This is a genomic window from Microbacterium sp. KR10-403, from assembly GCF_040196215.1.
GTDB lineage: Bacteria > Actinomycetota > Actinomycetes > Actinomycetales > Microbacteriaceae > Microbacterium.
In genome coordinates this window covers 471,337-496,841 of record NZ_JBEGDC010000001.1, presented here as the reverse complement: position 1 = coordinate 496,841, position 25,505 = coordinate 471,337, and the positions used below count along the sequence as shown (strand labels likewise).

The 25,505-nt window shown below is 71.0% G+C and carries 24 protein-coding genes; 10 read left to right on the top strand and 14 right to left on the bottom strand.

The window, feature by feature from the left end; translation table 11 throughout:
• Positions 1 to 3: 3 nt before the first annotated feature.
• Positions 4 to 540 (bottom strand): universal stress protein, encoded by a 537-nt coding sequence (locus ABMQ42_RS02525; protein ID WP_349721168.1) that lies wholly within the window; start codon positions 538 to 540, stop codon positions 4 to 6.
• A gap of 163 nt (positions 541 to 703) precedes the next feature.
• Here ABMQ42_RS02525 and ABMQ42_RS02520 point away from each other — a divergent pair, with 163 nt between their 5' ends.
• Complete coding sequence (locus ABMQ42_RS02520) at positions 704 to 916, top strand: DUF3073 domain-containing protein (RefSeq protein ID WP_349721166.1); 213 nt, start codon at positions 704 to 706, stop codon at positions 914 to 916.
• Between the two features lie 5 nt (positions 917 to 921).
• Here the strand turns inward: ABMQ42_RS02520 and ABMQ42_RS02515 are convergent, their stop codons facing one another.
• Positions 922 to 1,689: an IclR family transcriptional regulator gene (locus ABMQ42_RS02515; protein ID WP_349721165.1), complete on the bottom strand. Its 768-nt coding sequence runs from the start codon at positions 1,687 to 1,689 to the stop codon at positions 922 to 924.
• Between the two features lie 125 nt (positions 1,690 to 1,814).
• On the opposite strand from ABMQ42_RS02515, the gene ABMQ42_RS02510 reads away from it, so the two are divergent.
• Positions 1,815 to 2,375 carry a DJ-1/PfpI family protein gene (locus ABMQ42_RS02510; RefSeq protein WP_349721163.1) on the top strand — a complete coding sequence of 187 codons (561 nt, stop codon included), beginning with the start codon at positions 1,815 to 1,817 and terminating at the stop codon, positions 2,373 to 2,375.
• A gap of 3 nt (positions 2,376 to 2,378) precedes the next feature.
• On the opposite strand, the gene ABMQ42_RS02505 is transcribed toward ABMQ42_RS02510, so the two are convergent.
• The 3 genes from ABMQ42_RS02505 to purM all read right to left on the bottom strand — a co-directional run bounded on the left by ABMQ42_RS02505 (position 2,379) and on the right by purM (position 5,460).
• Entirely contained in the window at positions 2,379 to 2,765 is a 387-nt protein-coding gene (locus ABMQ42_RS02505) for a TIGR02611 family protein (RefSeq protein WP_349721162.1), read from the bottom strand.
• 106 nt (positions 2,766 to 2,871) lie between these two features.
• Entirely contained in the window at positions 2,872 to 4,332 is a 1,461-nt protein-coding gene (gene purF / locus ABMQ42_RS02500) for an amidophosphoribosyltransferase (protein WP_349721160.1), read from the bottom strand.
• Positions 4,333 to 4,338: 6 nt separating this feature from the next.
• Entirely contained in the window at positions 4,339 to 5,460 is a 1,122-nt protein-coding gene (gene purM / locus ABMQ42_RS02495) for a phosphoribosylformylglycinamidine cyclo-ligase (protein WP_349721159.1), read from the bottom strand.
• 118 nt (positions 5,461 to 5,578) lie between these two features.
• On the opposite strand from purM, the gene ABMQ42_RS02490 reads away from it, so the two are divergent.
• Positions 5,579 to 6,184, top strand: a complete 606-nt coding sequence (locus ABMQ42_RS02490; RefSeq protein WP_349721158.1) for a zinc-binding alcohol dehydrogenase — start codon at positions 5,579 to 5,581, stop codon at positions 6,182 to 6,184.
• Positions 6,185 to 6,220: 36 nt separating this feature from the next.
• On the opposite strand, the gene ABMQ42_RS02485 is transcribed toward ABMQ42_RS02490, so the two are convergent.
• From ABMQ42_RS02485 to ABMQ42_RS02465, 5 genes are all read right to left on the bottom strand, one after another.
• Entirely contained in the window at positions 6,221 to 6,589 is a 369-nt protein-coding gene (locus ABMQ42_RS02485) for a potassium transporter Trk (RefSeq protein ID WP_349721156.1), read from the bottom strand.
• Between the two features lie 78 nt (positions 6,590 to 6,667).
• On the bottom strand, positions 6,668 to 7,522 hold the full coding sequence (locus ABMQ42_RS02480) for a heme ABC transporter ATP-binding protein (RefSeq protein WP_349721154.1): 855 nt from the start codon (positions 7,520 to 7,522) through the stop codon (positions 6,668 to 6,670).
• Positions 7,519 to 8,661 carry a FecCD family ABC transporter permease gene (locus ABMQ42_RS02475; protein ID WP_349721152.1) on the bottom strand — a complete coding sequence of 381 codons (1,143 nt, stop codon included), beginning with the start codon at positions 8,659 to 8,661 and terminating at the stop codon, positions 7,519 to 7,521. Before ABMQ42_RS02475 ends, ABMQ42_RS02480 begins: the two co-directional genes overlap by 4 nt.
• Positions 8,658 to 9,731 carry a heme/hemin ABC transporter substrate-binding protein gene (locus ABMQ42_RS02470; protein ID WP_349721150.1) on the bottom strand — a complete coding sequence of 358 codons (1,074 nt, stop codon included), beginning with the start codon at positions 9,729 to 9,731 and terminating at the stop codon, positions 8,658 to 8,660. The genes ABMQ42_RS02475 and ABMQ42_RS02470 overlap by 4 nt, the downstream gene beginning before the upstream one ends.
• A gap of 64 nt (positions 9,732 to 9,795) precedes the next feature.
• On the bottom strand, positions 9,796 to 12,306 hold the full coding sequence (locus ABMQ42_RS02465) for an HtaA domain-containing protein (protein ID WP_349721149.1): 2,511 nt from the start codon (positions 12,304 to 12,306) through the stop codon (positions 9,796 to 9,798).
• Between the two features lie 168 nt (positions 12,307 to 12,474).
• On the opposite strand from ABMQ42_RS02465, the gene ABMQ42_RS02460 reads away from it, so the two are divergent.
• A complete protein-coding gene (locus ABMQ42_RS02460) occupies positions 12,475 to 13,164 on the top strand; it encodes a class F sortase (RefSeq protein ID WP_349721148.1) in 690 nt (229 codons plus the stop codon).
• 253 nt (positions 13,165 to 13,417) lie between these two features.
• On the opposite strand, the gene ABMQ42_RS02455 is transcribed toward ABMQ42_RS02460, so the two are convergent.
• Positions 13,418 to 13,771: a sterol carrier family protein gene (locus tag ABMQ42_RS02455; RefSeq protein ID WP_349721146.1), complete on the bottom strand. Its 354-nt coding sequence runs from the start codon at positions 13,769 to 13,771 to the stop codon at positions 13,418 to 13,420.
• 116 nt (positions 13,772 to 13,887) lie between these two features.
• Between ABMQ42_RS02455 and ABMQ42_RS02450 the strand changes: the two genes are divergently transcribed.
• Entirely contained in the window at positions 13,888 to 14,244 is a 357-nt protein-coding gene (locus ABMQ42_RS02450; RefSeq protein ID WP_349721145.1) for a nuclear transport factor 2 family protein, read from the top strand.
• A gap of 60 nt (positions 14,245 to 14,304) precedes the next feature.
• Here ABMQ42_RS02450 and ABMQ42_RS02445 read toward each other — a convergent pair whose 3' ends face one another.
• On the bottom strand, positions 14,305 to 15,384 hold the full coding sequence (locus ABMQ42_RS02445) for a class I SAM-dependent methyltransferase (protein WP_349721143.1): 1,080 nt from the start codon (positions 15,382 to 15,384) through the stop codon (positions 14,305 to 14,307).
• Positions 15,385 to 15,567: 183 nt separating this feature from the next.
• On the opposite strand from ABMQ42_RS02445, the gene ABMQ42_RS02440 reads away from it, so the two are divergent.
• The 3 genes from ABMQ42_RS02440 to purD all read left to right on the top strand — a co-directional run bounded on the left by ABMQ42_RS02440 (position 15,568) and on the right by purD (position 19,290).
• Positions 15,568 to 17,148 carry an HD domain-containing phosphohydrolase gene (locus ABMQ42_RS02440; protein ID WP_349721142.1) on the top strand — a complete coding sequence of 527 codons (1,581 nt, stop codon included), beginning with the start codon at positions 15,568 to 15,570 and terminating at the stop codon, positions 17,146 to 17,148.
• Between the two features lie 113 nt (positions 17,149 to 17,261).
• A complete protein-coding gene (locus ABMQ42_RS02435; protein WP_349721141.1) occupies positions 17,262 to 17,996 on the top strand; it encodes a hypothetical protein in 735 nt (244 codons plus the stop codon).
• A 22-nt stretch (positions 17,997 to 18,018) separates the two neighbouring features.
• Positions 18,019 to 19,290 carry a phosphoribosylamine--glycine ligase gene (purD, locus tag ABMQ42_RS02430; RefSeq protein ID WP_349721140.1) on the top strand — a complete coding sequence of 424 codons (1,272 nt, stop codon included), beginning with the start codon at positions 18,019 to 18,021 and terminating at the stop codon, positions 19,288 to 19,290.
• A gap of 17 nt (positions 19,291 to 19,307) precedes the next feature.
• Here the strand turns inward: purD and ABMQ42_RS02425 are convergent, their stop codons facing one another.
• Entirely contained in the window at positions 19,308 to 20,141 is an 834-nt protein-coding gene (locus ABMQ42_RS02425) for an LLM class F420-dependent oxidoreductase (RefSeq protein ID WP_349721138.1), read from the bottom strand.
• A gap of 136 nt (positions 20,142 to 20,277) precedes the next feature.
• Here ABMQ42_RS02425 and ABMQ42_RS02420 point away from each other — a divergent pair, with 136 nt between their 5' ends.
• Entirely contained in the window at positions 20,278 to 22,800 is a 2,523-nt protein-coding gene (locus tag ABMQ42_RS02420) for a CDP-glycerol glycerophosphotransferase family protein (RefSeq protein WP_349721136.1), read from the top strand.
• A 74-nt stretch (positions 22,801 to 22,874) separates the two neighbouring features.
• Entirely contained in the window at positions 22,875 to 23,720 is an 846-nt protein-coding gene (locus tag ABMQ42_RS02415) for a siderophore-interacting protein (RefSeq protein WP_349721135.1), read from the top strand.
• A gap of 284 nt (positions 23,721 to 24,004) precedes the next feature.
• On the opposite strand, the gene ABMQ42_RS02410 is transcribed toward ABMQ42_RS02415, so the two are convergent.
• Positions 24,005 to 25,444: a DHA2 family efflux MFS transporter permease subunit gene (locus tag ABMQ42_RS02410; RefSeq protein ID WP_349721507.1), complete on the bottom strand. Its 1,440-nt coding sequence runs from the start codon at positions 25,442 to 25,444 to the stop codon at positions 24,005 to 24,007.
• Positions 25,445 to 25,505: the final 61 nt, after the last annotated feature.

Genomic DNA, 25,505 nt, shown 5'->3' with positions numbered 1-25,505 from the left:
GCGTCACCAGTCGAAGTCCTGGTCGTCCGCGAGCGTCTCGCCGATCGGCACGACCAGGACCGGCCGCGTCTGCCGGTGCGCGAGGCGCACGGCGACCGAGCCCGTGAAGAACTCGCGGATCGACTCGCCGAGCCCCTGCTTGCGGGTCCCGACGACGATGACGCGCGCGTGCAGCTCGTCGGCGAGCTTCTTCATCGCCAGAGCCGGGTCGCCCACGAGCCAGCGCATCGTCCATGCGATGCCGCATCCCTCCAGTGCCGCGTTCGTCTCGCCGGTGATCTGCCGCACCTCGGTCTCGCGGCCGACCGCCGCGAGGTCGATGGCGGCCGTCTGCACCGAGCCGTCGGGGTCTTCGTACGCGACGAACCGCGTGACGTCGACGTTCGCCACGACCAGCGGCGCACCGAAGGCCTTCGCATACCGCGCGGCCTCCTTCAGCACACGCGGCGACTGGCCTGCGACGATGCCGACGATCACCGCTCCGGTGACATCGGCGGCCGACTCGGGCTCGGGTGCGGGGTCAGATGCCTCCTGGGACATATATCTCGACGCCTCTCGTTCGCGACCGGCCGGGTGGCGACCCGCAATCGGGCCGTTCACCACCCCGCGTGATATCCTGAATGCTACTCTTGCCGGTTGATACCGGACATCGTGAACAGTCGGGCCAGACACCGCCCGCGACTTGACCATAAGGGGGTCTCGCATGGGGCGTGGCCGTCAGAAGGCGAAGCACACCAAGATCGCTCGCGAGCTCAAGTACGACACGTACAACGTGAACTTCGCGTCGCTCGAGCGTGAGCTGGGTCATCCCGAGTCCAGCGAAGACGAGTACGTCGACAAGTGGGCGGACAAGTACCCCGCCGACGACGAAGACGACGAGAGCGCGGGCTCGTACCAACAGCGTCTGCAGGCGTAGACCGTCTACACCGGCATCCCGCTCGAGACGTGCCAGGCTCCTCTGCGCACGGCCTTCTCGAGTTCGTGCGCGCGTGACGTGAAGTCGTCGGCCGTCGTCGAGAGCGACACCGCGCCGATCGTGCGACCCGTGCGCGAGCGCACCGGCGCCGCGATGCACGCGAGGTGCGGCATGTACTCCTCCACCTCCACCGCGACCTGCTGAGCGCGCACGTCGTCGAGCTGTGCGCGCAGCCGCGCCTCGCTCGTGACCGAGCCCGGCGTGAGGCGCGCGGCGCCGTGCCGGTCGAGGTAGCGCGTCAGCGCCGCGTCGTCGCGCTCGGCGAGCATGATCTTGCCGAAGGCCGTCACGTGCGCCGCCTCGGCGAACCCGACGTGCAGCTGCCCGATGCGCGGATGCGCCGGCGAGTCCGCGACGTGCGCGATCGCGATGTCGTCGCCACGGAAGACCGTCAGGTATGCGGGTGCGCGCGCGCTGTCGCGCATGGCCGCGAGGACGCCCCGGACCTCCGGCGTCACGACCAGCTGAGCCCGTACGGCACGGCCGAGATCGTCCACCGCGCGGCCGAGGATATAGCGCGCCGAGGCCGTGCGCACGAGGTAGTCGTGCCCCACGAGCGTGCCGAGCAGCCGGTACGTCGTCGCCGTCGACAGCTCCAGCTCTTCGGCGAGCTCGCCGGCGGTCATGCCGTCGGGGCGTGCGCCGACCACGTCAAGGATCCGCAGGACGCGGTCCGCAGAGCGGATCGGAGCGTCGTCGCCGCGCGTGGACATGTTCCACATCGTAGGCCCCGTGCACGGTGTCGGCGCCGTTTCGCACAGGGTGAGAACGGACGGGTGCCGGGATGCCGCGACCCGCGCATCCTGGAGGCAGACATCGTCGTCCGAAAGGAGCCGTCATGGCCGACAAGATCCTCATCCTCACCGGTGACGCCGCCGAGACCCTCGAGGTGTTCTACCCGTACCATCGCCTACAGGAGGCCGGTTACGAGGTGCACATCGGCGCCCCCGAGAAGCGCAAGCTGCAGTTCGTCGTGCACGACTTCGTCGACGGCTTCGACACCTACACCGAGAAGCCCGGCCACACCTGGGACGCCGATGTGGCCTTCGCCGACGTCGACCCCGACGACTACGTGGCCATCGTCGTGCCCGGTGGCCGGGCGCCCGAGTACATCCGCAACAACCCCGACGCGCAGCGCATCGTGCGCCACTTCTTCGAGAAGGACGCCCCGGTCGCCGCGACCTGCCACGGCCCGCTGCTGCTGGCGGCGTCGGGCGTGCTGAACGGTCGCACGACCTCGGCCTATCCCGAGCTCGCGATCGACGTCACGACCGCGGGCGGGGTCTTCGAAGACGGCGGCGCCGTCGTCGACGGCAACCTCGTCTCGGCGCGCGCATGGCCCGACAACGGCACGTGGATGAAGGCGTTCCTCAAGCTGCTCGACGAACGGCGCGGCTGAGCGTCAGCGCGCGGCCGTCGCGGCCCGGCGTGCGCGCCGGGCGTCGCGGCGTGCGTTCCACCACGCCCAGAACCGGGCGAGCTGTCGCTTCAGCCAGCCCGAGAAGCGGTGCGCCCACACGAACTCGGTGCCCAGCAGCGCGAGACCGGCGAAGACGACGAGCCATCCCGGGCCGGGCAGCGGCACGAGCACGAGTCCGCCGAGGACGAGCAGCGTGCCGATCACCGCGATGCCGATGCGGTAGCCGCGCTCGAGCTGCGGGTGACGCGAGAGCCACCGGCGAGCACGACGCAGACCGCGGCGCACGGGACCTGCGGGTCTCTCGACGGCCACGACATCCGTCCGCACGATCCGGGTGAGTTCTCCGGTGGGAGCGGAAGCAGCCGACATGAGCCGACGCTAACAACCGACCTCGAACGTGGGCTGTGAGTCCGCGGGGCGCGAGCGGAGAGTCGGGATGCCGCGGGCCGGGCCCGAGGGTGGCCGGCTGCCCGGCTCAGCTCTCCTGCGCGCCCTCGACCCAAGCGAGGTACTCGGGGGTCACCGTGCCGGTGATGTAGCGGCCGTCGAAGCAGCTCATGTCGAGATCGGTGAGGTCCGAGCTGTCGATGATGGCGTCCTTGAGGTCGTCGACCTCCTGATACACGAGGTGGTCGCAGCCCAGTTCGAGCGCGATCTCGGGGATCGTGCGGCCGTGCGCGATGAGCTCGCGCGCCGAGGGCATGTTGATGCCGTACACGTGCGGATAACGCACGGGAGGCGCGGCCGATGCGAACGTGACCGAGGCGGCTCCGGCATCCCGTGCCATCTGGATGATCTGCTTGCTCGTCGTGCCGCGCACGATCGAGTCGTCGATGAGCAGCACGTTCTTGCCGACGAACTCGCTCGACATCGCGTTGAGCTTCTGTCGCACCGACTTCTTGCGCACGGCCTGCCCGGGCATGATGAACGTGCGGCCGATGTAGTGGTTCTTGTAGAAGCCCTCGCGGTACTCGATGCCGAGCACGCGCGCGACCTCCATCGCCGCGGGCCGCGACGAGTCGGGGATCGGCATGACGACGTCGATCTCGTCGACTGGGGTGTGCTTGGCGATCGTGGCGGCGAGCTTCGCGCCCATCCGCAGCCGCGCGTCGTAGACCGAGACGCCGTTCATCACCGAGTCGGGCCGCGCCAGGTACACGTACTCGAACGAGCAGGGCACCAGCTGCGGGTCGGCGGCGCACTGGCGCGAGTGCAGCTCGCCGTCGTTCGTGATGAACACGGCCTCGCCGGGCTCGATCTCGCGCACGATCTCGTAGTCGGCGTTCTCGAGCACGAGCGACTCGCTGGCCACGACCCACTCGTCGCCGGCCAGGCCCGCGCTGCGGCGGCCCAGCACGAGCGGACGGATGCCGAACGGGTCGCGGAACGCGAGCAGTCCATAGCCTGCGATCAGCGCGATCACGGCGTAGGCGCCCTCGATGCGCGCGTGCGTGCGGGCCACGGCGTCGAAGATGCGCTCGGGCTCGAGGTCGACGGGGCTCGTGGTCTCCTGCAGCTCGCTGGCCAGCGCGTTCAGCAGCAGCTCGGTGTCGCTCGACGAGTTGAGGTGCCGGCGGTCGCGGTGCGCCATCTCGTCGGCGAGCTCACGCGTGTTGGTGAGGTTGCCGTTGTGGATGAGCACGATGCCGTACGGCGAGTTCACGTAGAAGGGCTGCGCCTCCTCTTCGCTCGAGGCGGCGCCGCGCGTCGCATAGCGCACGTGGCCGAGGCCCACGTTGCCGAGCAGCGAGCGCATGTCGCGGGTGCGGAAGCTCTCGCGCACCATCCCCTGGCCCTTGCTCATGTGGATGACGCCGTTGGGTTCGGTCGTGGCGATGCCCGTGGCATCCTGCCCGCGATGCTGCAGCAGGAGGAGGGAGTCGTAGATGTCCTGGTTGACCGGGCCGCGCCCGACCATGCCGACGATGCCGCACATCTGGTCTTACTTCGCCCCGTCTTCCTGATACGCGCCGACGAGGCGCACCGCGCCGCCGTCGACGCCCTTGGCGCCTTGCTCGAAGTCTCCGGTCGGCCGCTCACCGTCGGCGACGACCCCGACCTGCCACGTGTCGATCCCGGCAGAGGCGAGGGTGGATGCCGCATCCGTCGCCACGGCCTGGTCGACGACCGCGAGGAACCCGATCCCGAGGTTCCAGGTGCCCTCCGTGTCGACGAGGTCGAGTCCGCCGAGATCGGCGAGCACGCGGAACACCGGTGCCGGCGACCACGTCGCGCGGTCGAGGTCGACCCAGGTGCCCTGAGGCAGCACGCGCGCGAGGTTGGCCGCGATGCCACCGCCGGTGACGTGGCTGAGCGAATGGATGCCGCGGCCGTACTTCTCGACGAGCTTCAGGAGCGGCGTCGTGTAGAGGCGGGTGGGCTCGAGCAGGGCCTCGCCCCAGGTCGCGCCCAGCTCGGCGCTGTGATCGCCGTAGGCGATGCCCGCGCCCGAGACGATGTGGCGCACGAGCGAGTAGCCGTTGGAGTGCAGTCCGCTGGAGGCCAGGGCGAGCACCGCGTCACCCGGACGCACGCGCTCGGCGCCCAGGATGCGGTCGGCCTCGACCACGCCGGTCGCCGCCCCCGCGACGTCGTAGTCGTTGGGGCCGAGCAGGCCCGGGTGCTCGGCGGTCTCGCCGCCGAGCAGGGCCGTGCCGGTCAGCTCGCAGCCGCGAGCGATGCCCGCGACGATGTCGGCGATACGCTCGGGCACGACCTTGCCGCAGGCGATGTAGTCGGTCATGAAGAGGGGCTTGGCGCCCACCACGACGATGTCGTCGACGACCATGCCGACGAGGTCTTCGCCGATGGTGTCGTGCTTGTCGATCGCCTGCGCGATGGCGACCTTCGTGCCCACGCCGTCGGTGCTCGACGCGAGCAGCGGACGCGTGTACCCGAGCAGTGCGGAGGCGTCGAAGAGGCCCGCGAATCCGCCCACGCCACCGAGCACTTCGGGCCCATGGGTGCGCTTGACGGCCGACTTCATCAACTCGACCGCGAGATCACCCGCGGCGGTGTCGACTCCGGCTCGGGCGTAGGGGTTGGCGGAAGGGGTCGCTGCCACGGCACAAGCCTACCCGGGCGGTGCCTGTGCAGACGCCGGATGACCAGGGCGCCTCCCCGCGGACGAGAAGGCCCGATCAGCCCGGTCCTGGAGCGCGCGCCCGCCCTACAATGGCGGCATGCACAGCGACGACCCCGGGTGGGTGATCCGCGAGAGCGCGGACCGCCCCGTCCTGCTCGCGCTGTGCCTGCGTCAGCTCGCCGGTGTGCGCGCGCCCGCCGAGCTGCCGTACCTGCGCGGCATCCCTCCCCGGGAGAACGATCGCAGCCCGGATGCCCAGGATGCGCTCGAACGCCAGTGGACGTCGTACTGGAAGATGACCGTCGAGCCGCAGGCGCACCCGTCGGAGGTGCCGCTCGAGCTCGTCGACGGCTTCGACACGCTCGTGGCGCTGCCGGCCGGCTTCACCGAGCTGCGACGGGCGATCGCGCCGCACGCCGAAGAGGCCCTGGCCCTGTCGGCCGACATGATCGCCCGGTATAAAAAGGCCGAGATCGCCAACCCGGGCATCTCCTACCGCGGCTATGCGAGCGCCATCGCTGAGCACGAGCGTCAGGTGGGCCGGCGCGCGCACCCGTTCGAGCTGAACGTGCAGGTGCTGCCGCTCACGCAGCGCGGCGTGTGGTGGATCGGCGCGCTCACCGTCGCGGTCACCGACGGACTGCGGCAGGATGTCGCGGCCTTCGATACCGCGATCCACCCGATCATCGCCGACCTGGCGTGACGCCTGGCGTGACGCGGGGGCGTGACGCAGCGCGCGTCAGTCGACGGTCGTGACGCGTTCCCGGCCGACCTGCACCTGACGGGTGCGACGCCCGACCGTGCGCTCGAGGATGAGGGCGACGACACCGCCGAGGGCGACGCCGACGACGCCGCACACCAGCACGAGGAAGCCGAAGACCTGGCCGCTCGTGTAGCTGACCGCGCTGTAGGCGCTCTGCTCGGCGCCGGTCTCGTCGAACACGCCGAAGCCGTAGGTGAGGATCAGCGCCGCGAGCACGCCGACGGCCGCCCCCAGCACGAGGAACACGAGCATCTTCGGTGCACGGCGCACGCTGACGGTCTCGGTGCTCTCCTCGATCAGTTCGGTGGGAGCGGAGTGTGCGGGCTTGTCCGCCTCTTCGGCCATGCGCCTATTGTCTCACCGCTGGTTGTGAGCGGGGTCGGGATGCCGCGGGCCTGAACATCGGGGCCCGGTGTTGAGCAGTCAGTTTCTGCGGCCCGACGGCGACCCGACCTGCAGTTCTCGACTGCTGAGATCCGAGAACCCCGTCGCCGAGACGACGGACGCCCCGCGCGCCGGCGCGACGCGCAGCCTCCCGCCGTACTCGAACACCTCGATCGGGGTGCGGTACGCCTCGCTCAGCAGTTCCGCGGTGCACACCTCGTCCACCGCGCCGGTGAGGCGGATGCGGCCGTGCTGCACAAGCGCGAGCCGATCCGCATAGGCGGCGGCCGCGTCGAGATCGTGCAGCACGACGACCACCGCCGCGCCGGCGGCCGCAAGGGCGCGAAGCAGGCCGAGCGTGGCCTCGGCGTGCGCGACATCCATCGCCGCCGTGGGCTCGTCGAGCAGGATCACCGACTCGGAGCCGACAGGCGTCGCCTGCGCGATCACGCGCGCGAGGGCCGCCAGCTGCCGCTCGCCGCCCGACAGGGTCGTGATCTCGCGCTCGGCGAGGTGCACGAGGCCGACCTGTTCCAAAGCCCCCGCGACGATCCGGTCGTCGGCCGCCGGGTCGCTCGGCCATGCCGTGCGGCCCAGCGCGACGACCTCACGCACCGTGAACGGGAAGGCCACGGCACTGTCCTGCGCCATGACCGCACGCATCCGGGCCGCCTCGCGCACCGGGATGCGGCCGAGCTCGCGCCCCGCGAGCAGCACACGACCGCTGTGCGGCCGATGGTGGCCGGCCGCCGCGCCCAGAAGCGTCGATTTGCCGGCACCGTTGGGCCCGATGATGGCGGTGACGCGGCCGGATGCCGCATCCAGCGTCACATCGTCGACGATCGGCCGCCCGCCGATGCGCACCGAGACGTGGTCGAGGACGAGGTTCGTCATGCGCGTGCCCCCTGCCCGCGCAGCGTGCGCCGCAGCAGGACGAGGAACAGCGGCCCGCCGACGAGCGCGGTGAAGATGCCGATCGGCAGGTCGGCGAACGGCACGAGCGTGCGCGCGGCGATGTCGGCCAGGCCCAGCAGCACCGCACCGCCCAGCGCCGACAGCGGCACGAGGTGGCGGTGCGACGGGCCCACGATCAGGCGCAGCGCGTGGGGCACGATCAGGCCCACGAACGCGATCATGCCGCCGAAGGCCACGGCGACGCCGGTCAGCAGGCACGAGAGCAGGATGGCGGCGATCCGCACGCGCTCGACGTGCACGCCGCTGGCCGCCGCCGACGTGTCGCCGAGCGCCAGCACGTCGAGTGGGCGGCGGATCGCCAGGCATCCGGCGAACCCGAGCACGAAGACCCCCGCGATCATCGCGACCGCCGGCCAGTTCGCGTCGGCGAGCGTGCCCAGCTGCCAGAAGATGACCTGCTCGCGCGACGAGGTGTCGCCGAGGAAGATGAGGAAGCTCGTGACCGCCGTCGAGATCGCGTTGATCGCGATGCCGGTCAGCACGAGCGTGAGCACGGCCGCCTTGCCCCCGGTGCGCGCGAGGGCCCACACGACGAGCGTGACCACGATGGCTCCGGCGAAGGCCGCGATCGGCAGCATCCACGGCGCCGCCGCCGCGAACCCGAAGACGATGACCGTCGTCGCCCCGATCGAAGCGCCGGAGTTCACGCCGATGATGCTGGGCTCGGCCAGCGGGTTCGCGAACACGCCCTGCATCACGGCGCCGGCGACGGCGAGGCACGCGCCAGCCAGCAGCCCGAGCGCCGCGCGCGGGAAGCGGATCTGCCAGAGCACCGCTCCGGCGCGGGTGGCGTTCGGGTCGGCGCCGCCGAACACGACACCGACGAACGCGTCGATCACCTCGCCCGGCGTCGCGGCGAACTGGCCGACGGTCGCCGACAGCAGCACGACGCCGAGCACGGCGACGCCCAGCACCGCCGCCGCGATCGCCGCGCGCACCGCCCGTTTCGACCGACGCGGGAGAGGGGTGGATGCCGCGGGCACGGCGTTCTGCGCGCCCGCGGGGCTCGTTTCGTCTCGCTGCGCTCGCGGAGCGACCGGTGTCTCGAGGCGGCTCACGGTGCGTCCGTGTAGATCGCCTCGGCGAGCGCGACGAGGTTCTGCGGCGTGCGCGGCCCGTACGAGAGCAGCTGACTGTCGGCGGCCATGACGAGCCGCCGGTTCGCCCCCGCCGTCGTCGCCGACAGGCCGGGGCGCTTCAGGAACGTGTCGACTCCCCCGGCCGACTCGACGCCGGCGCTCATCGCGAGGATGATCTCGGGGTCGAGCGTGACGAGCGACTCGGCGTTCGCGGGCTTCAGGCTCGTGATCCCGGCATCGCCGGCCGCGTCATCCAGTCCGAGCGCCTCGATGACGTCGCTCGCCCCGTAGTCCGAACCCATGATGAAGAACACGCCGCCGGTGCCGCGCACGTACAGCACGGCGGCACGCGGGGCGCGCGGCGTGGCCGCCTTCAGCTCGGCGATGCGGGCGCGCGCGTCGGCGAGGGCGGCATCGGTCGCGTCGATCAGCTGCTGCGCGGCATCCCCCATTCCGAACGTCGCGCCCACCTGCGCGATGGCGGCGTCGATGTCGTTCAGGTGCGGCGCCTGCGCGAACCGCACGACGGTCACGCCCGCCGCCTCGAGCTGCCGGTACGAGGCGGCCGAGCCGATCGTCGTGTTGGTCAGCACCACATCGGGGTGCAGGTCGAGCACCGCCTCGACGTTCAGATCGATGCCGTCGCGGCTGACGACGGGGAGGTCCTCGAGCGCGGCCTGCGTGTCAGACATGGCCCGGCCCACGAGCCGGTCTTCGAGTCCGAGGCCGATGACGGTGTCGGTGAGGGTTCCGTAGAGGTCGAGGGCGATGACCCGGTCGGCCTTCGCGACCGTGATCTTCGCGCCCTCCGCGTCGGTGACGGCCGCGGGCAGCTGCGGTGCCGCGTCGGTGACGAGGGCGTGCATGTCGGCGATGGTCTCGGCCTCGACCGGGCCCGTCAGCGACAGCGCGTCGACGGCGCCGGATGCCGCAGCCGTCGCGGTCGACGCGGGCGAGACGGTCTCCGCCGGCGCCCCGGGCGCCGCCGCGCACCCGGCGGTCAGCAGTGCCGCGGTCAGGATCAGCGCGGTCGCGCGCACTCTCTTCATGAGCACCTCCGTGCACCATGCCGCAGGCGGGGCACCGGGATCACCGGTGCCCCGCCTCGGCGTTCTATCGACGTGCCGCCGTGCGGCGGATCACCACGGTCAGCAGCAGCAGGCCCGCTACGAGCGGGATCCACCCCCACTGTCCGGCGCCCGCCTCGGCCACCGGCATCCCGCCGGTGTTCACGGCGTAGCCGGCTGCCGTCAGCGACGGACCGGTGTACGGCGTGCCGTCCGGGTTGACCCGGTTGCCGTCGGCGTCGACGCAGACCTGCTGCGTGGTCGCGGCGCGGGCACCCGAGAACGAGACCGTCAGCGCGTCCATCGACTCACCGGCCGAGTAGAAGCCGGCGAAGGCCTTCGCGCCCGCCGCGGTCAGCGTCACCGAGGCCGTGCCGCCGCTGGACGACAGCGACGAGAACCGCACCGTCGCGAACTCGATCGCGCTGCCCGTGACCGTGCCACCCTCCATGCTCTTGGAGTTCACCGCGAGCACCAGCACCCCGGTGTTCGAGCCGGTGATGCGCACGCGCGGGTTCGAGAGCGTGGTGTCGAGCGCGCCGTCGTGGCCGGTGAAGTGCACCGATCCCGGGAAGCTCAGGGTTCCGCTCACGCTGCCCGAGCCCGCACCCCACGTGAACGTGCCGCCGCTGCGCGCCGCACCGTTCGCCGTCGTGACCGTGCCGTTGGCGATGCCGCCGCCGATGTAGCTCACGAACGACGACTTCACGCCCCAGCTCAGGTGCGGGGTGCCGGTCGTCGCCGGCACCTTCTGCACCGTGCAGGTCACCTGCGCGGTGGGAGTGAGGGTGGTGGATGCCGCGGCCGCCTTCACCGTGAAGGGCACCGTCACGGTGCCGCTCGCGGCGGTGAGGACCACCGTGTGGGCGCCGGCGGCGAAGCCGGCCGGAACCGTCCAGCGGAAGGTCACCGCGCCCGCCGCCGACGCCGTCTTCGTGCCGAGCGACACCGGGTCGGAGTGGACGGTGCCGCGCACGCGCTCGCCCGCGGCGAACCCGGTCGCCTTCACGACGAGCGTGCCGCCGGCCGTGACGGTCGACCCGCCCGAGATCGACGCCGTCGGGCCGCCGGTGCCCGGCGTCGTGGTGCCCGGCGTCGTGGTGCCCGGCGTCGTGGTGCCCGGCGTGGACGTGCCGGGGTCGGTGGTGCCGGGTTCGGTAGAGCCGGAGCCGAACAGCGCCGTGCGCTGCGCGTCGCTGAGTGCGACGCGCTTCGTGTCGAGCAGGGTGTCGGCGGTGATCGTGCCGTGCGCGACCCACACGATGACCTCGTACTCGGCGTTCGCGTCGAGCTTCGAGACCGGTGCGGTCAGGTCGGTCGACCAGGCGCCGTCCTTGATGAGACCGCTCCAGATGTAGCCGACAGCGGGTGCGAGCGACTGGTCCGCGTTGATCGCGGCATCCGTCGTCGTCACGTCACGCAGCGCGACGTAGACACCGGCGGACGCCTTGCCGGTGGATGCCGCGGGCAGGTCCGTGTAGCCGGTGCCGGTGACGTGCAGCGTCAGGCCGTCGGCCGCAGCCGAGGTGACCGTCGCCGTCGTGTTCCACGGCTGGCCGGGGTCGGTCTCGCCGGGCTCCGTCGTTCCGGGGTCGGTCTCGCCCGGGTTCGTCTCAGGGTCGGACGGGAAGAGCGCGTCCAGCTGCGCGTCGGAGAGCGCCACGGCCTTCGTGTCGAGCAGAGTGTCGGCTGTCAGGTTGCCATGGGCGACCCACACGACCACCTCATACTCGGCCTTCGCGTCAAGCTTCGCAACGGCCGCGGTCAGGTCCGCCGACCAGGCGCCGCCCCTGATCAGGGCGCTCGGGACGAACGCCGTCGCCGGACCGCCCATCGGGTTCGCGTTGACCTGTTCATCCGTCGTCGTCACGTCGCGCAACGCCACGTACAGCCCCGCGGCCGGTGCCCCGGTCGACGCGTTCGGCAGGTCCGTGTAGCCGGTGCCGGTGACGTGCAGCTTCAGGCCGTCGTCGGCGGTCGCAGCGGTGACCGCGACCGTCGTGACCGGCTGCGGCTTCGGCGTCTGCGTCTGCGTCGGCTCCGGTGTCGGCTCGGGCTCCGGCGTCGGGAACAGCGCCTCGCGCTGCGCTGCGCTCAGGGTCAACGGCTCGGTCGCGACGAGCGATGCATCGGTGACGATGCCGTGCGCCGACCACGCGATGATCTCGTACTTCGCGTCAGGGTCCAGCGCGCTGGTCGCGATCGTCATGTCGATCGCGAAGACGCCGTCGACCATCGAACGCACAAAGGTCGTGCCGAGGGCCTCGCCGTTGTCGTTGTTGATGTCGTCGTTGGTCGTGGTCACGTCACGCAACGCGACATACACGCTCCCGACGCTCGGGCCACCCACCGCGGCCGGCAGATCGGTGTAGCCCGATCCGCTGACGTGCAGCGTCAGGCCGTCGGCCTGGGATGCCGACGTCACGCTGACGGTGGTCACGCGGGTCGGTCCGTCGTCGGCGTAGGCCGGCGCTGTCAGGGCGATGCCGGCGAGCGCCAGCGCGGCGGCGGAAACGCCCGCAGCCGCCTTTCGCCACCAGCTCGAGTGGTGTCGCATCGAGTACTCCTTCGCTGTGGAACCGTCTCCGCAGGGCCGGGCGATTCGCGGGAAACTGGGACTGAGGTTAGCCTTACCTGAGTAAGCGCTGAGCCCAACAGCGGTTAAGGCTAGCCTTACCTAAGTGAATTGGCAAAGCGGCGGCGAAAGACGGATGGTCGAGGCCCGATGACGACGAACGATCGGCGGACGACGGATGCCGCGGCATCCCGACCCGGCACGCTCCCCCGCGGCGCGCGCTGGGCCGTCGCGGTCGCCGGCGTCGCACTCGTCGCCGCAGGCGTCGTCGCGCTCGCCTGGCCGCACGATGCGTCAGCCGGCGCCCTGCACGACCTCGCCGGCAACGCCGTCGCACTCGAGCCCGGCACCGCGCCCGCACCCGCGCAGCGCGCGACCATGGATCCCGTCGACGACACAGGCGCGCGCTTCGCCGTGCCCGCCGTCGGACTCGACGTGCCCCTGGGCACGATGACTCCGGCCGACGGCCAGATCACCCCGCCGGGTTTCACCTCGGCGTACGTGGTGCGCGACCTCGGTGTCACGCCTGAGGCGGCGACCGAGGGCACCGTGTTCGTGGTCATGCACTCGCTGCGCGACGGCGCGGTGGGTCCGGGCAATTACCTGATCGACGTCGCCGAGGCGTCGGCGCGCGTGCACACCGGCGACGAGATCGAGGTGGGCGGCACGACGTACGCGGTCACCGGTTCCCGCGAGATCACCAAGCCCGACATCGCCGACGACGCCGCGGTCTGGGCCGATGAGCCCGGCCGCCTCGTCGTCATCACCTGTCTGCAACGCCCCGGCGGCGGCCCGTCGTACGACAACGTCGTGATCACCGCGCAGCGCGTGGAGGGCTGACCGCCTGGCCGCCCCGCGGTCGGAGGTCGGGATGCCGCAGCCTCGGCGTTCTGCGCATGGCCGGGCCGCGGCATCCCGGTCCGCGTCCCCTCGTTCAGCAGTCGGCTTCTGCAGTTCCCCTGCGCGACGCGTCGCAGAAAGCGCCTGCTGAACTCTGATCACTCCGTTGAGCAGTCAATTTCTGCGGCCAGACGACGCCACGGCTTGCAGTTCTCGACTGCTGAAGCGGGGCTCCGCGCACCGGAGCGTGCGCTCAGGGCCGCAGCGGCAGCAGGTCCGAGATGTCGGCGCGCACGCCGGAGGCGAGGACGCGGCCGGATGCCTCGGCATCCTGCCACTGCTGGGTGCCGAGGGCGAGGGAGATCCACGTCATGGGGTCGGTCTCGACGACGTTCGGCGGCGTTCCGCGGGTATGCCGCGGCCCCTCGATGATCTGCACGGCGCCGAACGGCGGCACGCGCACCTCGACCGTGTGCCCGGGCGCCTTCTCGGCGAGCAGCTGCAGCAGGTAACGGACGGACGTGGCCAGGTCCGTCCGCTCGGGGTCGCCGCTGCGGACGCCGGCGAGCGCGGCTCTGCCATCCTCCGTGGAGATCTTGCGGGCCATGCGGCCACGCTACCCCGGCGGCGGGCGCAACGGCACCCGTCAGAGCACAGAAACCCCTATGCGCGGCGAGGTCTGTGCACTAGCCTCCGATCACCGCATCCGACGAAGGAGACGTCATGTCCGCAGCATCCCCGTCCGAGATCGTGCAGCAGTACCACCGAGCCTGGACCACCGGCGACATCGAGACCGCCATGGCCCTGGTCGCCGACGACATCTCGTGCCGGGCGCCCGGCGGCGACCTGCACGGCAAAGACGCCTACCGCGCGTTCCTCGCCGGGTTCGCCCCACGGTTGACCGGCATCGGCGACATCGCCGCCCTCGCCGACGGCGACCGGGTCGCGCTCTTCTACTATCCGCAGACCGCAGCCACCGCCACGACGCCCGCCGCCGAGCTGTTCACCGTGCGCGACGGCCTGATCGCCGAGAACGTGCTCATCTTCGACCGCCTCTCGTACGGCCCGCCCCAGGGGTGAGCGGGCGCCGCAATCCGCGGCATCCACTCACGGCCCCACCGGAGCGGGCCAGGATGCCCCTCACACCGTGACCGCGAAGACGTTGTTGAAGGGCGTCTGCGCCGCGAGACGGAACCCGGTGAACCCGGCGGCCTCGGTGATCTCGCGGATGCGCGCCGGCCCGGCCTGCGTACCCAGCGCCGCCGCGCCCGGTTGTGCCAGCGACGACGGCGTGCACAGGAGCGTGCTGAATCCGTAGTAGGCGCGTCCCACCGGGTTCAGGTTGTCTTCGACACGATCGCCCGCGGCGGGCTCGACGATCATCCACGTGCCGTGCTCGGCCAGGCTCGCCCGCACGGCCCTCGCCGCCGCAGACGGGTCGCCCATGTCATGCAGGCAGTCGAACATCGTGATCAGATCGAAGTCCGTTCCCGGTGACTCATCGGCCGCGCGCACCTCGAACGTGATGCGATCACCGACACCCGCAGCCTCCGCGCGCCCACGCGCGACATCGATGGATGCCGCGTGGAAGTCGGTTCCTGTGAACCGGGATGCCGGGAAGGCCTGCGCCATCAGGATCGTCGACGCGCCGTATCCGCATCCGATATCGGCGGCGCGGACACCCCACTGCAGTTTCGGGACGACCGCGCCCAGGGCCGGCAACCAGTCACGGATCAGGTGCGCGCGATAGGTCGGGCGGAAGAAGCGCTCGCATCCCTCGTGCACGTCGACGTTGCGTTCGTCCCATCCGACGCCACCGCCGTCGCGGACCGCGGCGATGACCTCGGGCGCACCGCGCATCGTGCCGTCGGCGATCTGGAACAGTCCCGGCAGGAACAACGGACTGGTCTCGTCGGCGAGCGCCACACGCTGCTCCGGCGGCAGCGTGTAGCGCGCGGTCGCGGCATCGAAGGCGACGAAGCCGCCTGCGGCCTGGGCGTTCAACCACTCCCTCGTGATGTGCGGCTCGGTATCGCACCGGTCGGCGAGTTCGGCAGCGGTCATCGCGCCAACCTCGGCGAGGGCGCGATACCACCCCAGCTTGTCCCCCATCACGACGAGGGTGCAGTTCATCGCCGCCCCCACCTCACCGACTGCACGGAACACGAACTCCATCAGTGCCTCTTCATCGACGGCATCCACCGTCGTCGTCGTGCTCATGATCGCCTCCTCTTCGAGGCGGTCCCCCACGGGGCCGCCGCACCCCGATTCTGCGGCGCTCACCGGGGCGCGTTCGTGGGGCAAGCGCCCCAGATTCCGCGAGCAAGAACGCAGGAGCCCTGCGCAGACGATGTCGATGCTGAGACAATGAAGCGATTCCGTTCGCCACCTCGGCGGGAAGCCATGGACATCGAACCCGCGGCACCACGCACACGATTGCGACGGGCAGAGATGCTCGCCGCCCTCTCGACCGCGATCGACATCGGCCTGGGGCAGCCCATGGACCACATGCTGCGCGCAGCGCTGATCGCCACGACCCTGGCCGACCGCATCGGCCTCGACGCAACCGAACGCGCCACCGTGTACTACGCGACGCTCGTGTCATGGATCGGATGCCACGCCGACTCGCACGAGTACGCCGGCATCTTCGGCGACGACATCGAAGCCCGCGCCGCCAGCTACGCGGTGGAGTGGACGGGGCTTCCGTTCGCGCGGCTGCTGCTGCGGCAGGTGGGCCGGGGTCGTCCCCCCGTCGAACGCGCATGGGGCCTCACCACGCTGTTCGCGACGTCGGGGCGCGAACTGGTCGCGGTCATCCGCTCGCACTGCCGCTCGGCCACGGCGCTGGCCGCCGAGATCGGGCTGTCCGCGCGCGTCGCCACCGCACTGCGCGACACCTTCGAGCGCTGGGACGGCAAGGGCGCGCCGCGCGGCATCCACGGCACGGACCTGGCGATCGAGATGCGGGTCGCCCAGGTGGCCGATATCGCCGAGGTGTGGCTGCGCGTGCACGGACCGGACGCCTGCCGGAACATGGTGCGGACGCGGCGGGGCACCCAGTTCGACCCCCGGATCGCCGATGCGTTCCTGGCGGAGGCCGACCACTGGACCGGAATCACAGCCATCGACGATGTGTGGACGGCCGCGCTCGATCAGGCCCCGGACGGCGATCGCATCCTCGACGCCGAGCAGCTCGATCACCTGGTGACGGCCGCGGGCGACTTCGCCGATGCGAAATGCCCGTTCACGCTCGGGCATTCGCGCGGCGTCGCCGGTCTGGCCGTGGATGCGGGCCGGCGCAGCGGCCTCGACCGAACGGCCATCGAGCACCTCCGACGCGCGGGGCACCTGCACGATCTCGGTCGCATCGGTGTGAGCAACGCCATCTGGGAGAAGAAGACGGCCCTCTCTGCCTCGGAGTGGGAGCGCCTTCGGCTCTACCCCTACCTGTCCGAGCGCGTGCTGCGGCGGGTGCCCGGGCTCGAGACCGAGGCTGCCCTGGCCGCGGCGCACCGCGAGCGGCTCGACGGCTCCGGCTATCCACACGGGCTGAGCGGCGAGCAGCTGACCACCGCGCAGCGCATCCTCGCCACCGCCGACTGCGCGCACACCTGGCGCGAAGGCAGACCGCACCGCGCACCCCTCTCCGACGCGGCGATCGCCGAGAGTCTGCGCGAGCAGGCGAGGGCGGGGCGCCTCGATCCGCAGGCGGTGGACGCCGTCATCGCGGCGCTCGGTCAACCCGTGCACCGCCGCTCGCCGTGGCCGGACGGCCTGACCGGCCGCGAGGTCGAGATTCTGCGACTCATGGCACGCGCGTTCTCGAACCGGCAGATCGCCGCACGACTGCACCTCTCGGAGAAGACCGTGCGCAACCACGTCGAGCACATCTACCTGAAGCTCGGCGTGACCAATCGCGTCGGCGCGGGCCTGTACGCCGTGCATCACGGTCTGGCCGAGGAGTTCCCGCACACCCGCGAGTGACGCGGCCGACGAACAGGGAACCCGGGGCATCCGCCCCATGCCGTGCCCGCGGCATCCGACCGATTCTGTTCTCAGACGGCGCGCACCGTGCGCGCCGCAGGAGGTCGATCATCATGCACTGGAGCGCACGCGCGGCCGCGAGCGCCGCAGAACTTCTCCCCCAGCTGCCTCCCGGCGATCAGGAGCGCTTCGTCGGATGGGGGGTCATGGGCCTGCCGTTCCGCAGCGGCTGGTGCCTGGCGCTGCGATGCTGGGCGGCGACCACCATCGGGCCGCCCTACCGCGCCGTCTACGTACGCGCGCCGTCGGGACAGTGGACGATCCAGACCACGGCCCCGCCCGACCAGAGCTGCCCCCGTTATCTGTCGTCGGCCGCCGCCGAGATTCCGGCCCCGCAGCGCATCGACGCACAGTGGCTCGATGCCGAGACGATCCACGTCGGCATCGCCGGCGAGCTCGAGTGGACGATCACGCTGGGCGACCGCCCCGCGACGCGCCTGATGCGCGCCATGGCCGCAGTGGTCCCCGACCGGATGTGGGCCGACAACGGTTTTCTGGCCGGCATGGGCGCCGCCGCCGGGCTCATGCTGCGCGCGGGCCGCGTGCGGCTGCGCGGCCTCGCCCCCAACGGGCAGTGGTTTCAGGCCGTGCCGAGCCTCGTCTGGCCGATCTCCGACGCGCAGGCGACGTGGCACGGCACCGAGCTCGGCAGGATCGGCCCCCTGCGGCCGCAGACGCACCTCGGTGACATCTGGCTGCCACAGCGGGGCCTGTTCTATGTGGGCACCGCGACCTTCGACCGACTCGATCCCGCCCGTCATCTGCGCCCCGTCGACACCGCGGCGTGACCGCCCCGGTTAGTCTGGACGCGTGAGAATCCTGGTCCTGGGCGCGGGCGCCCGTGAGCACGCCATCATCCTCGCGTTGCGCGAGGAGAGCACGCCGCACGAGATCTTCGCCGCGCCCGGCAATGCCGGCATCGCGCAGGACGCGGTCGTCGTCGCGCTCGACGCGAACGACCCCGCCGCCGTCACGACCTACGCGAACGACGAGCACATCGACCTCGTCGTCGTCGGGCCCGAGGCTCCGCTGGTCGCCGGCGTCGCCGACGCGCTGCGCGAGCGCGGCATCCCGGTGTTCGGCCCGGGCAAGGCGGCCGCGCAGCTCGAGGGATCGAAGACCTTTGCGAAGCGGGTGATGGATGCCGCGGGTGTGCCGACCGGCCGCGCGGTGCACGCGCGCACCCTGCCCGACGTCGCCGCCGCCCTCGACGAGTTCGGCGCCCCGTACGTGGTCAAGGCCGACGGCCTGGCGGCGGGCAAGGGCGTCATCGTCACCGAGGACCGCGACGCCGCCCTCGCGCACGCCGAGCAGTACCTCGCCGAGGCGCCGGTGCTGATCGAGGAGCACCTGGCCGGCCCGGAGGTGTCGCTGTTCTTCCTCTGCGACGGCGATCACGTGCTGCCGCTGAGTCCCGCGCAGGACTACAAGCGCCTGCTCGACGGCGACGAGGGCCCGAACACCGGCGGCATGGGCGCCTACTCGCCCCTCCCCTGGCTGCTCGAGCGCTTCGGCGGGGAGGACGCCTTCGTCGACCTCGTCACCGACACGATCGCCGAGCCGGTGATCCGCCGGCTCGATGCCGAGGGAACGCCGTTCATCGGGCTGCTCTACGCCGGCCTCATCCTCACCGAGCAGGGCGTCAAGGTCATCGAGTTCAACGCGCGCTTCGGCGACCCCGAGACCCAGGTGGTGCTGCCCCGGCTCGTCGATCCACTGTCCGCGCTGCTGCTGTCCGCGGCATCCGGCCACCTCGAAGACCACCCGAAGCCGGCCTTCGCCGAGGCGACCGCCGTCACGGTGGTGCTCGCCAGCGAGGGGTATCCGGCGAAGCCGATCACCGGGCGGGTGCTGTCGGGGCTGGATGCCGCAGCCGCCGTCCCGGGCGTGCACGTCGCCCATGCCGCGACCGGACGCACCGACGAGGGCCTGGTCACCACCGGCGGCCGCGTGCTCAACGTCGTCGCGCTGGGCACGACCTTCGCCGAGTCGACCGCGCGCGCCTACGAGGCCATCGCGAAGATCGGCCTGGAGGGCGGCCAGTACCGCACGGACATCGCCGCGCGGGTCATCGAGGACTGAGCGGGCGGGCCGCGCGCCTACAAGTCGGCCAGCCGCGGCACCACATCTGCGACCAGTGCCTCGACCGATTCCAACTGGTGGTTCGGGCGCACGCCGAACACGACAAGGTCGATGCCGAGGTCCGACAGGCGCTGCATCGTGGGCCAGAACGTCTCGTCATCAGGGCTCCGTGGGCCGCACATCACCTGCTTCTCGATCGCGTCGTAGTCGGTGCCGACGGTGTCGCAGTGCCCGCGCAGCACCTCGAGCAGGTGCGCGACCTCATCGGGGTCGGACGCCGTGAGGTTCACGATCTGCGCGTACTGCGCGGCGAGCCGCAGCGTCTTGCGCTCACCCTTTCCGCCGATCATGATCGGCGGATGCGGCGAACTCACCGCCGGCGGCGAGTTGAGCGTCTCTGCCGGCGAGTAGTGGCGTCCCTCGTACGGTCCGTTGTCGTCGCCGAACATCTGCAGCGCGATCTGCACGGCCTCTTCGAGCCGTTCGAACCGCTCGGCGAGCGCCGGATACGGCACACCCAGCGCGTGGTGCTCGCGCTCGTACCAGGCCGCACCGATACCGAGCACGGCACGGCCCGCGCTGAGCACGTCGAGCGTGGTGACCGTCTTGGCCAGCAGGGCCGGATGGCGATACGTCACGCCCGCGACGAGCGGCGCGAGCCGCATCCTGCTCGTCTGCGCGGCGACGAACGCGAGCGTCGAGAACGCCTCCAACATGGGCTGGGCGGGGTCACCGGCGGTCTCCATCTGAAACCAGTGGTCCATCACCGTGAACTGATCGACGCCGCCGTCCTCGGCGGCGCGGGCGACCTGCGAGATCGTCGAGGGGAGGGATGCCGGTTGCCCGGGCATCGTGTAATTCCAGAAGTGAAGTCCCGCGTGCATGGGGTCAGGGTATGCCCGTACGCCCGCGGCATCCACCCCTCACATAACAGCCCGATAACACCCCAAGGCGGTTCACAAGGAGCGCGGTCTACGCTCGGTTGTCGTGAGACCGCGCCTGCCGAAACGACTGAACCGCTACGTCTCGCGTGCCGAGAAGGCCGCGCAGGCCGAGCGCATCGCCTATGCGCGGTCCAAGCCGGTGCAGGCCGACGTGGTGCTCTACGAGTCGTTCGCCGGCAACGGCATGCTCTGCAATCCCGAGGCGATCTTCCGCCAACTGCTCAACAGGCCCGATTTCGACCACCTCTGGCATGTCTGGGCGCTGGACGGTGACGAGGCGATCGCCCGGTTCGAGGCCGAGTTCGCCGCCCACCCCCGGGTCTCGTTCGTGCGCCGGAGCTCCTTCGACTACTGGCGCGTGCTCTCGACCGCCGGCTATCTGATCAACAACGCGACCTTCCCGCCGGCGTTCGGCAAGCGTCCCGGCCAGGTGTACCTGAACACCTGGCACGGAACGCCGCTGAAGCTGATGGGCTTCGACATGCCGAACGGCGCCGTCGAGTCGGCCAACACCCTGCGCAACCTGCTGTCGGCCGACTACGTGCTCGCGGCCAACCCGTTCATGGCCGAGACCATGTACGAGAACGCGTATCGGCTGCGCAACGTGTACCAGGGTCAGATCATCGAAGAAGGCTATCCGCGCATCGACCGCCAGCGGCTCACCCCCGCGCAGGAGGCCGACGTGCGCACCGAGCTCGCGCAGCGCGGCATCGCCCTGAACGGCCGCAAGATCGTGCTGTTCGCGCCGACCTGGCGCGGCACCTCCTTCAGCGACCCCGACGACGATCTGAACGCGCTGGCCGCGCAGGTCGACGCGCTGCAGTCGCGGGTCGGCGACGACCGGGTCGTGCTGCTCAAGACGCACCAGGTCGTGCACGCGGCAGCATCCGGCAGACCCGAGCTGCGCAGCATCCTGGCCCCCAACACGATCCCGACCAACGTGCTGCTGGGCGCGGCGTCGGCGCTGGTCACCGACTACTCGTCGATCTTCTTCGACTATCTCGCCACCGGCCGGCCCATCGTGTTCTTCACGCCCGACGCCGACGACTACTCCGCCGGCCGCGGCACCTATCTTCCGCTCGACGAGCTGCCCGGGCCCGTGACCAGCGATCCGTTCGAGGCCGGCACCCACGTCGCCGACCTGCTGGAGGGCCACCAGCACGAGCGCTATACGCAGTGGGCCGAGCGCTTCACCCCGTGGGAGGACGGCGACGTCACCCGGCGGGTCATCGACATCGTGTTCCGCGGCCGCACGACCGGGCGCCGAGTGCGTCCGGCTGTCAACGACGGCCGCATCCGTCTGCTGTTCTACCTGGGCGGCATGCATTCGAACGGCATCACGAGTTCGATCCTCAACCTGCTCGCGGCCATCGACCACGACAAATACGACGTGACGGCGCTCATGGCGAAGTTCCGGGCGTCCGACACGCTCGCGAACCAGGCGCTCATCCACCCGGCCGTGCGGCAGGTGATGCGCATCGGCGGCATGAACGGGTCGAAGGCGCTGCAGCTGCGCCGCCACACCCGCGACCGCCGCGGCCTGCCGCCGGCCCCGCGCGATGAGCGCTGGCACGCACAGCTGTGGGACGCCGAGTGGTCCCGCGTGTTCGGATCGGCGACGTTCGACTGGGTCGCCGACTTCAGCGGATACAGCCCGATCTGGACGAACCTGCTGCTGCACTCCCCGTACGCGCCGCGCGCGATCTGGCTGCACAACGAGATGGCGTCCGACCAGCAGCGCACCGTGGGTGGGCGGCAGCCCCTGCGTCACAAGCTGCAGCTCGTGTTCAGCCAGTACAGCGCGTTCGACCACCTCGTGTCGGTGTCGCCACGGCTGACCGAGCTCAACCGCGCCGCCCTCGCCGAATACGCCCCCGCCGACCGGTTCACGACCGTGCGCAACCTGCCCGACGTCGACCGCGTCGTCACCGGCATGGCGCAGCCTCTCGAGACACTGCTCGACGAGGGCGAGCACGAACCCGAGTGGATGGCCGAGCTGCGGCATCCCGATCACGAGTCCCGCTGGTTCGTCTCGGTCGGTCGCCTGTCGACGGAGAAGAACCACGCGCGCCTGATCCGCGCGTTCGCGAAGGTGCACGCGCTGCACCCCGAGGCGCGGCTGGTCATCGTCGGCGGCGGGCCGCTGGCCGCCGAGCTGGAGAACCAGATCCGGGATGCCGGGCTCGAGCACGCCGCCTTCCTCGCGGGGCTGCGGCGCAATCCGTTCGCGATCATGGCCGCCGCCGACTGCTTCGTGCTCTCGAGCACCTACGAGGGCCAGCCGATGGTGCTGCTCGAGGCCGCGCTGTGCCGCCTGCCGGTCGTCTCGACCGCGTTCGGGTCGGTGCGCGACGCGCTGCCGGGCGACACGATCCACGTCGTGGAGCAGACCGACGCGGCGCTGCGCGACGGCATGCTCGCCTACCTCGAGGGCGAGGTGGAGACCAGCACGCTCGACGCTCCGACGTACACCGACGACGTGCGCGCCGAGCTGGATGCGCTGATCGCCTCGGGCCGGCGCGCTCCGATGACCGCGCCGGTGCGGACGGTGCGCGCCGCACGCTGAGCGGCGCAGCGGAGTGCACGATCGCACACGAAATCGTGCGCGATAGGATCGATACGCATGCCGAGGAGGATTCGATGACGGATGCCGCAACCACCACGCCGCCCGAGCAGGGACTGTTCCACCGCGCCGGCGGACGCAACCGCTTCACCGCGCGCGAGGCGACCGTCGTCGCCGTCTCGCACCCGACCGACGAATACGTGCGCGTGACGCTCACCGGTCCCGACTTCGGGGACTTCCCCGCCGCGGGACCCAGCGATCACGTGCGCACGTTCTTCCCCGACCCGACGACCGGCGAGCTCGTCGCCCCGGTGGCCGCCGAGGGCGGCGAAGGCATCGTGCGCCCCGACCGCGCCTCGTTCGGCCGCGATTTCACACCGCTGAACGTGCGCGACGAAGACGGGCGCCGCGTGGTCGACATCGACATCCTGCGGCACGACAGCCCGGGCCCCGCCGCGCAGTTCGGCGCGAAGGCGCAGGTCGGCGACAAGCTCGTGCTCGTCGGCCCGCGCGGCTCGCGCCAGGCGACGCAGAACGCGCCGCGCGTCGTGCTCGTCGTCGACGGGACCTCGCTGCCCGCCGCCGGGCGATGGCTCGCCGACGTGCCCGCGACGACCGCGGTCGAGGTGATCACGTCGACCTCGCCGGATCTGGCCGCTGCGTACCTGGCGGGCTTCGCTAACCGACCGGTCGGTGTGCACGCCGCCGACGATGACCTCGTGGCCGCGCTGACGACGGTGGGTGTGGATGCCGGCACCTACGTGTTCGCGGCGGGCGAGGCATCCGCCCTCGTTCCCCTGCGCCGCCACCTGCGCCACACGCTGAACCTGCCGCGCGAGCAGTTCTCGGTCAGCGGATACTGGCGCCACGGCGTCGAGGCCTGGGACCACCACGCGCCGATCGACCCCGCCGACCCGGACTGAGGCGCGGGCGCGGGTCGCAGGCCCGCCCGCGCACCCGACCCCGCGCGTTCGGCAGTCGGTATCTGCAGCCTCCGCACCGTCAGGCTTGCAGAAGTCGACTGCCGAACCGTGAGGGCCGATTTCACAAGTCAGCTTCTGCAGCCACCGCGCCGCGCGACCCCCAGAAACTGACTGCTGAACACGGCGTGACGACCGAATGCCCCGTGGCAAACGCCGAGCACGCACAGAGTGGATGCCGCGACCCCGAACCCCGGGCCGCGGCATCCACTCTCCGCATCAGGTGTCTAGTGGTGCTCCCACTCCGCAGCCTTGGACGCCCGCGCGTCCTTCATGAACAGCACCACGATCACGCCGACTGCGACGACGATCGCCGGCAGCAGCATGGTCTGCGCCATCGCGTCGGAGAAGGGCCCCGCGATGACGTCGGGCAGCTGTCCGCTCGCACCGAAGCCTCCGGTCGAATCGGACGCACCCGGCAGATTGGCCTCGAGGCGCCCCTGCATGAACGCCGCGATCGCCGACGAGCCGAGCACCGACCCCATGGTGCGCGTGGTGTTGTAGATGCCCGATCCGGCACCGGCCTGGCGCGGCGGCAGGTTGCGCGTCGCGGTCGTGGCCAGCGGGCCCCAGACCCCGGCGCTGCCGATGCCCATCATGGCGGAGGGCAGCAGGAACATCCAGATCGGGGTGTCCATGTTCGTCAGCGCGACGTACCAGAACAGAGACCCGGCGAACAGCGCGAGGCCCGGCACCAGCAGGAACCGCGAGTCGGTGCGGTCGAGCAGCTTGCCGGCGAACGGCGCGAGCACGCCCGCCAGCACCGCCATCGGGATCTGCAGCAGCGCCGACTCGGTCGGGGTGAGTCCACGGGCGAGCTGGATGAAGAACATCATCGGCAGCGTCATGCTCGTGACGGTGAACCCGACGATCGCGATGCCGAGGTTCGACACCGAGAAGTTGCGGTCGAGGAACAGCTTCAGCGGAACGAGCGCCTCGCTGCGGGTCCTGGCCTGCTGCCAGATGAACACGCCCAGCAGCACCACGCCGAACGCGATCAGCTGCCAGACCGTGATGGGGCCCCAGATCTCGCCCCAGTCGTACTTCTCGCCCTCCTGCAGGCCGAACACGATGAAGAAGAGCGCCGCCGCCGACAGCACGACACCGACCATGTCGAACTTGTGGTCGTGGGTGGGCAGCTTCGGCACGAGGATCCACGCGAGCACGAAAGCGATCACGCCGACGGGCAGGTTGACGAAGAAGATCCATTCCCAGCCGAAGCCGTCGACCAGCAGGCCGCCGGCCAGCGGGCCGACGAGCATGGCGACGCCCGAGGTGGCGCCCCACAGGCCCATCGCCGCACCGCGCTGGGTGGGCGGGAAGGTGCGCGTGATGACCGCCATCGTCTGCGGGGTCAGCATCGAGGCGCCGACACCCTGGATCGCGCGGAACACGATGAGCATCGTCAGGGTCGACGACAGGCCGCAGCCCAGCGAGCAGAGCGTGAACAGCGCCAGACCTACCAGGTAGAGGTTCTTGGGCCCGAACCGGTCGCCGAGACGCCCGGTGATCAGCAGCGGCACCGCGTAGCCGAGCAGGTAGGCGCTCGTGACCCACACGACGTTGTCGAGGTTCGCGGTGTTCGGGTCGAGGGCGGCCTTGATGGCCGGGTTCGCCACCGACACGATGGTCGTGTCGACGAGGATCATGAAAAAGCCGATGACCATGGCCCAGAGGGCAGGCCACGGGCTGCGCGGCTGGTGGCCGTGCGGGGTGGATGCCGCGGCC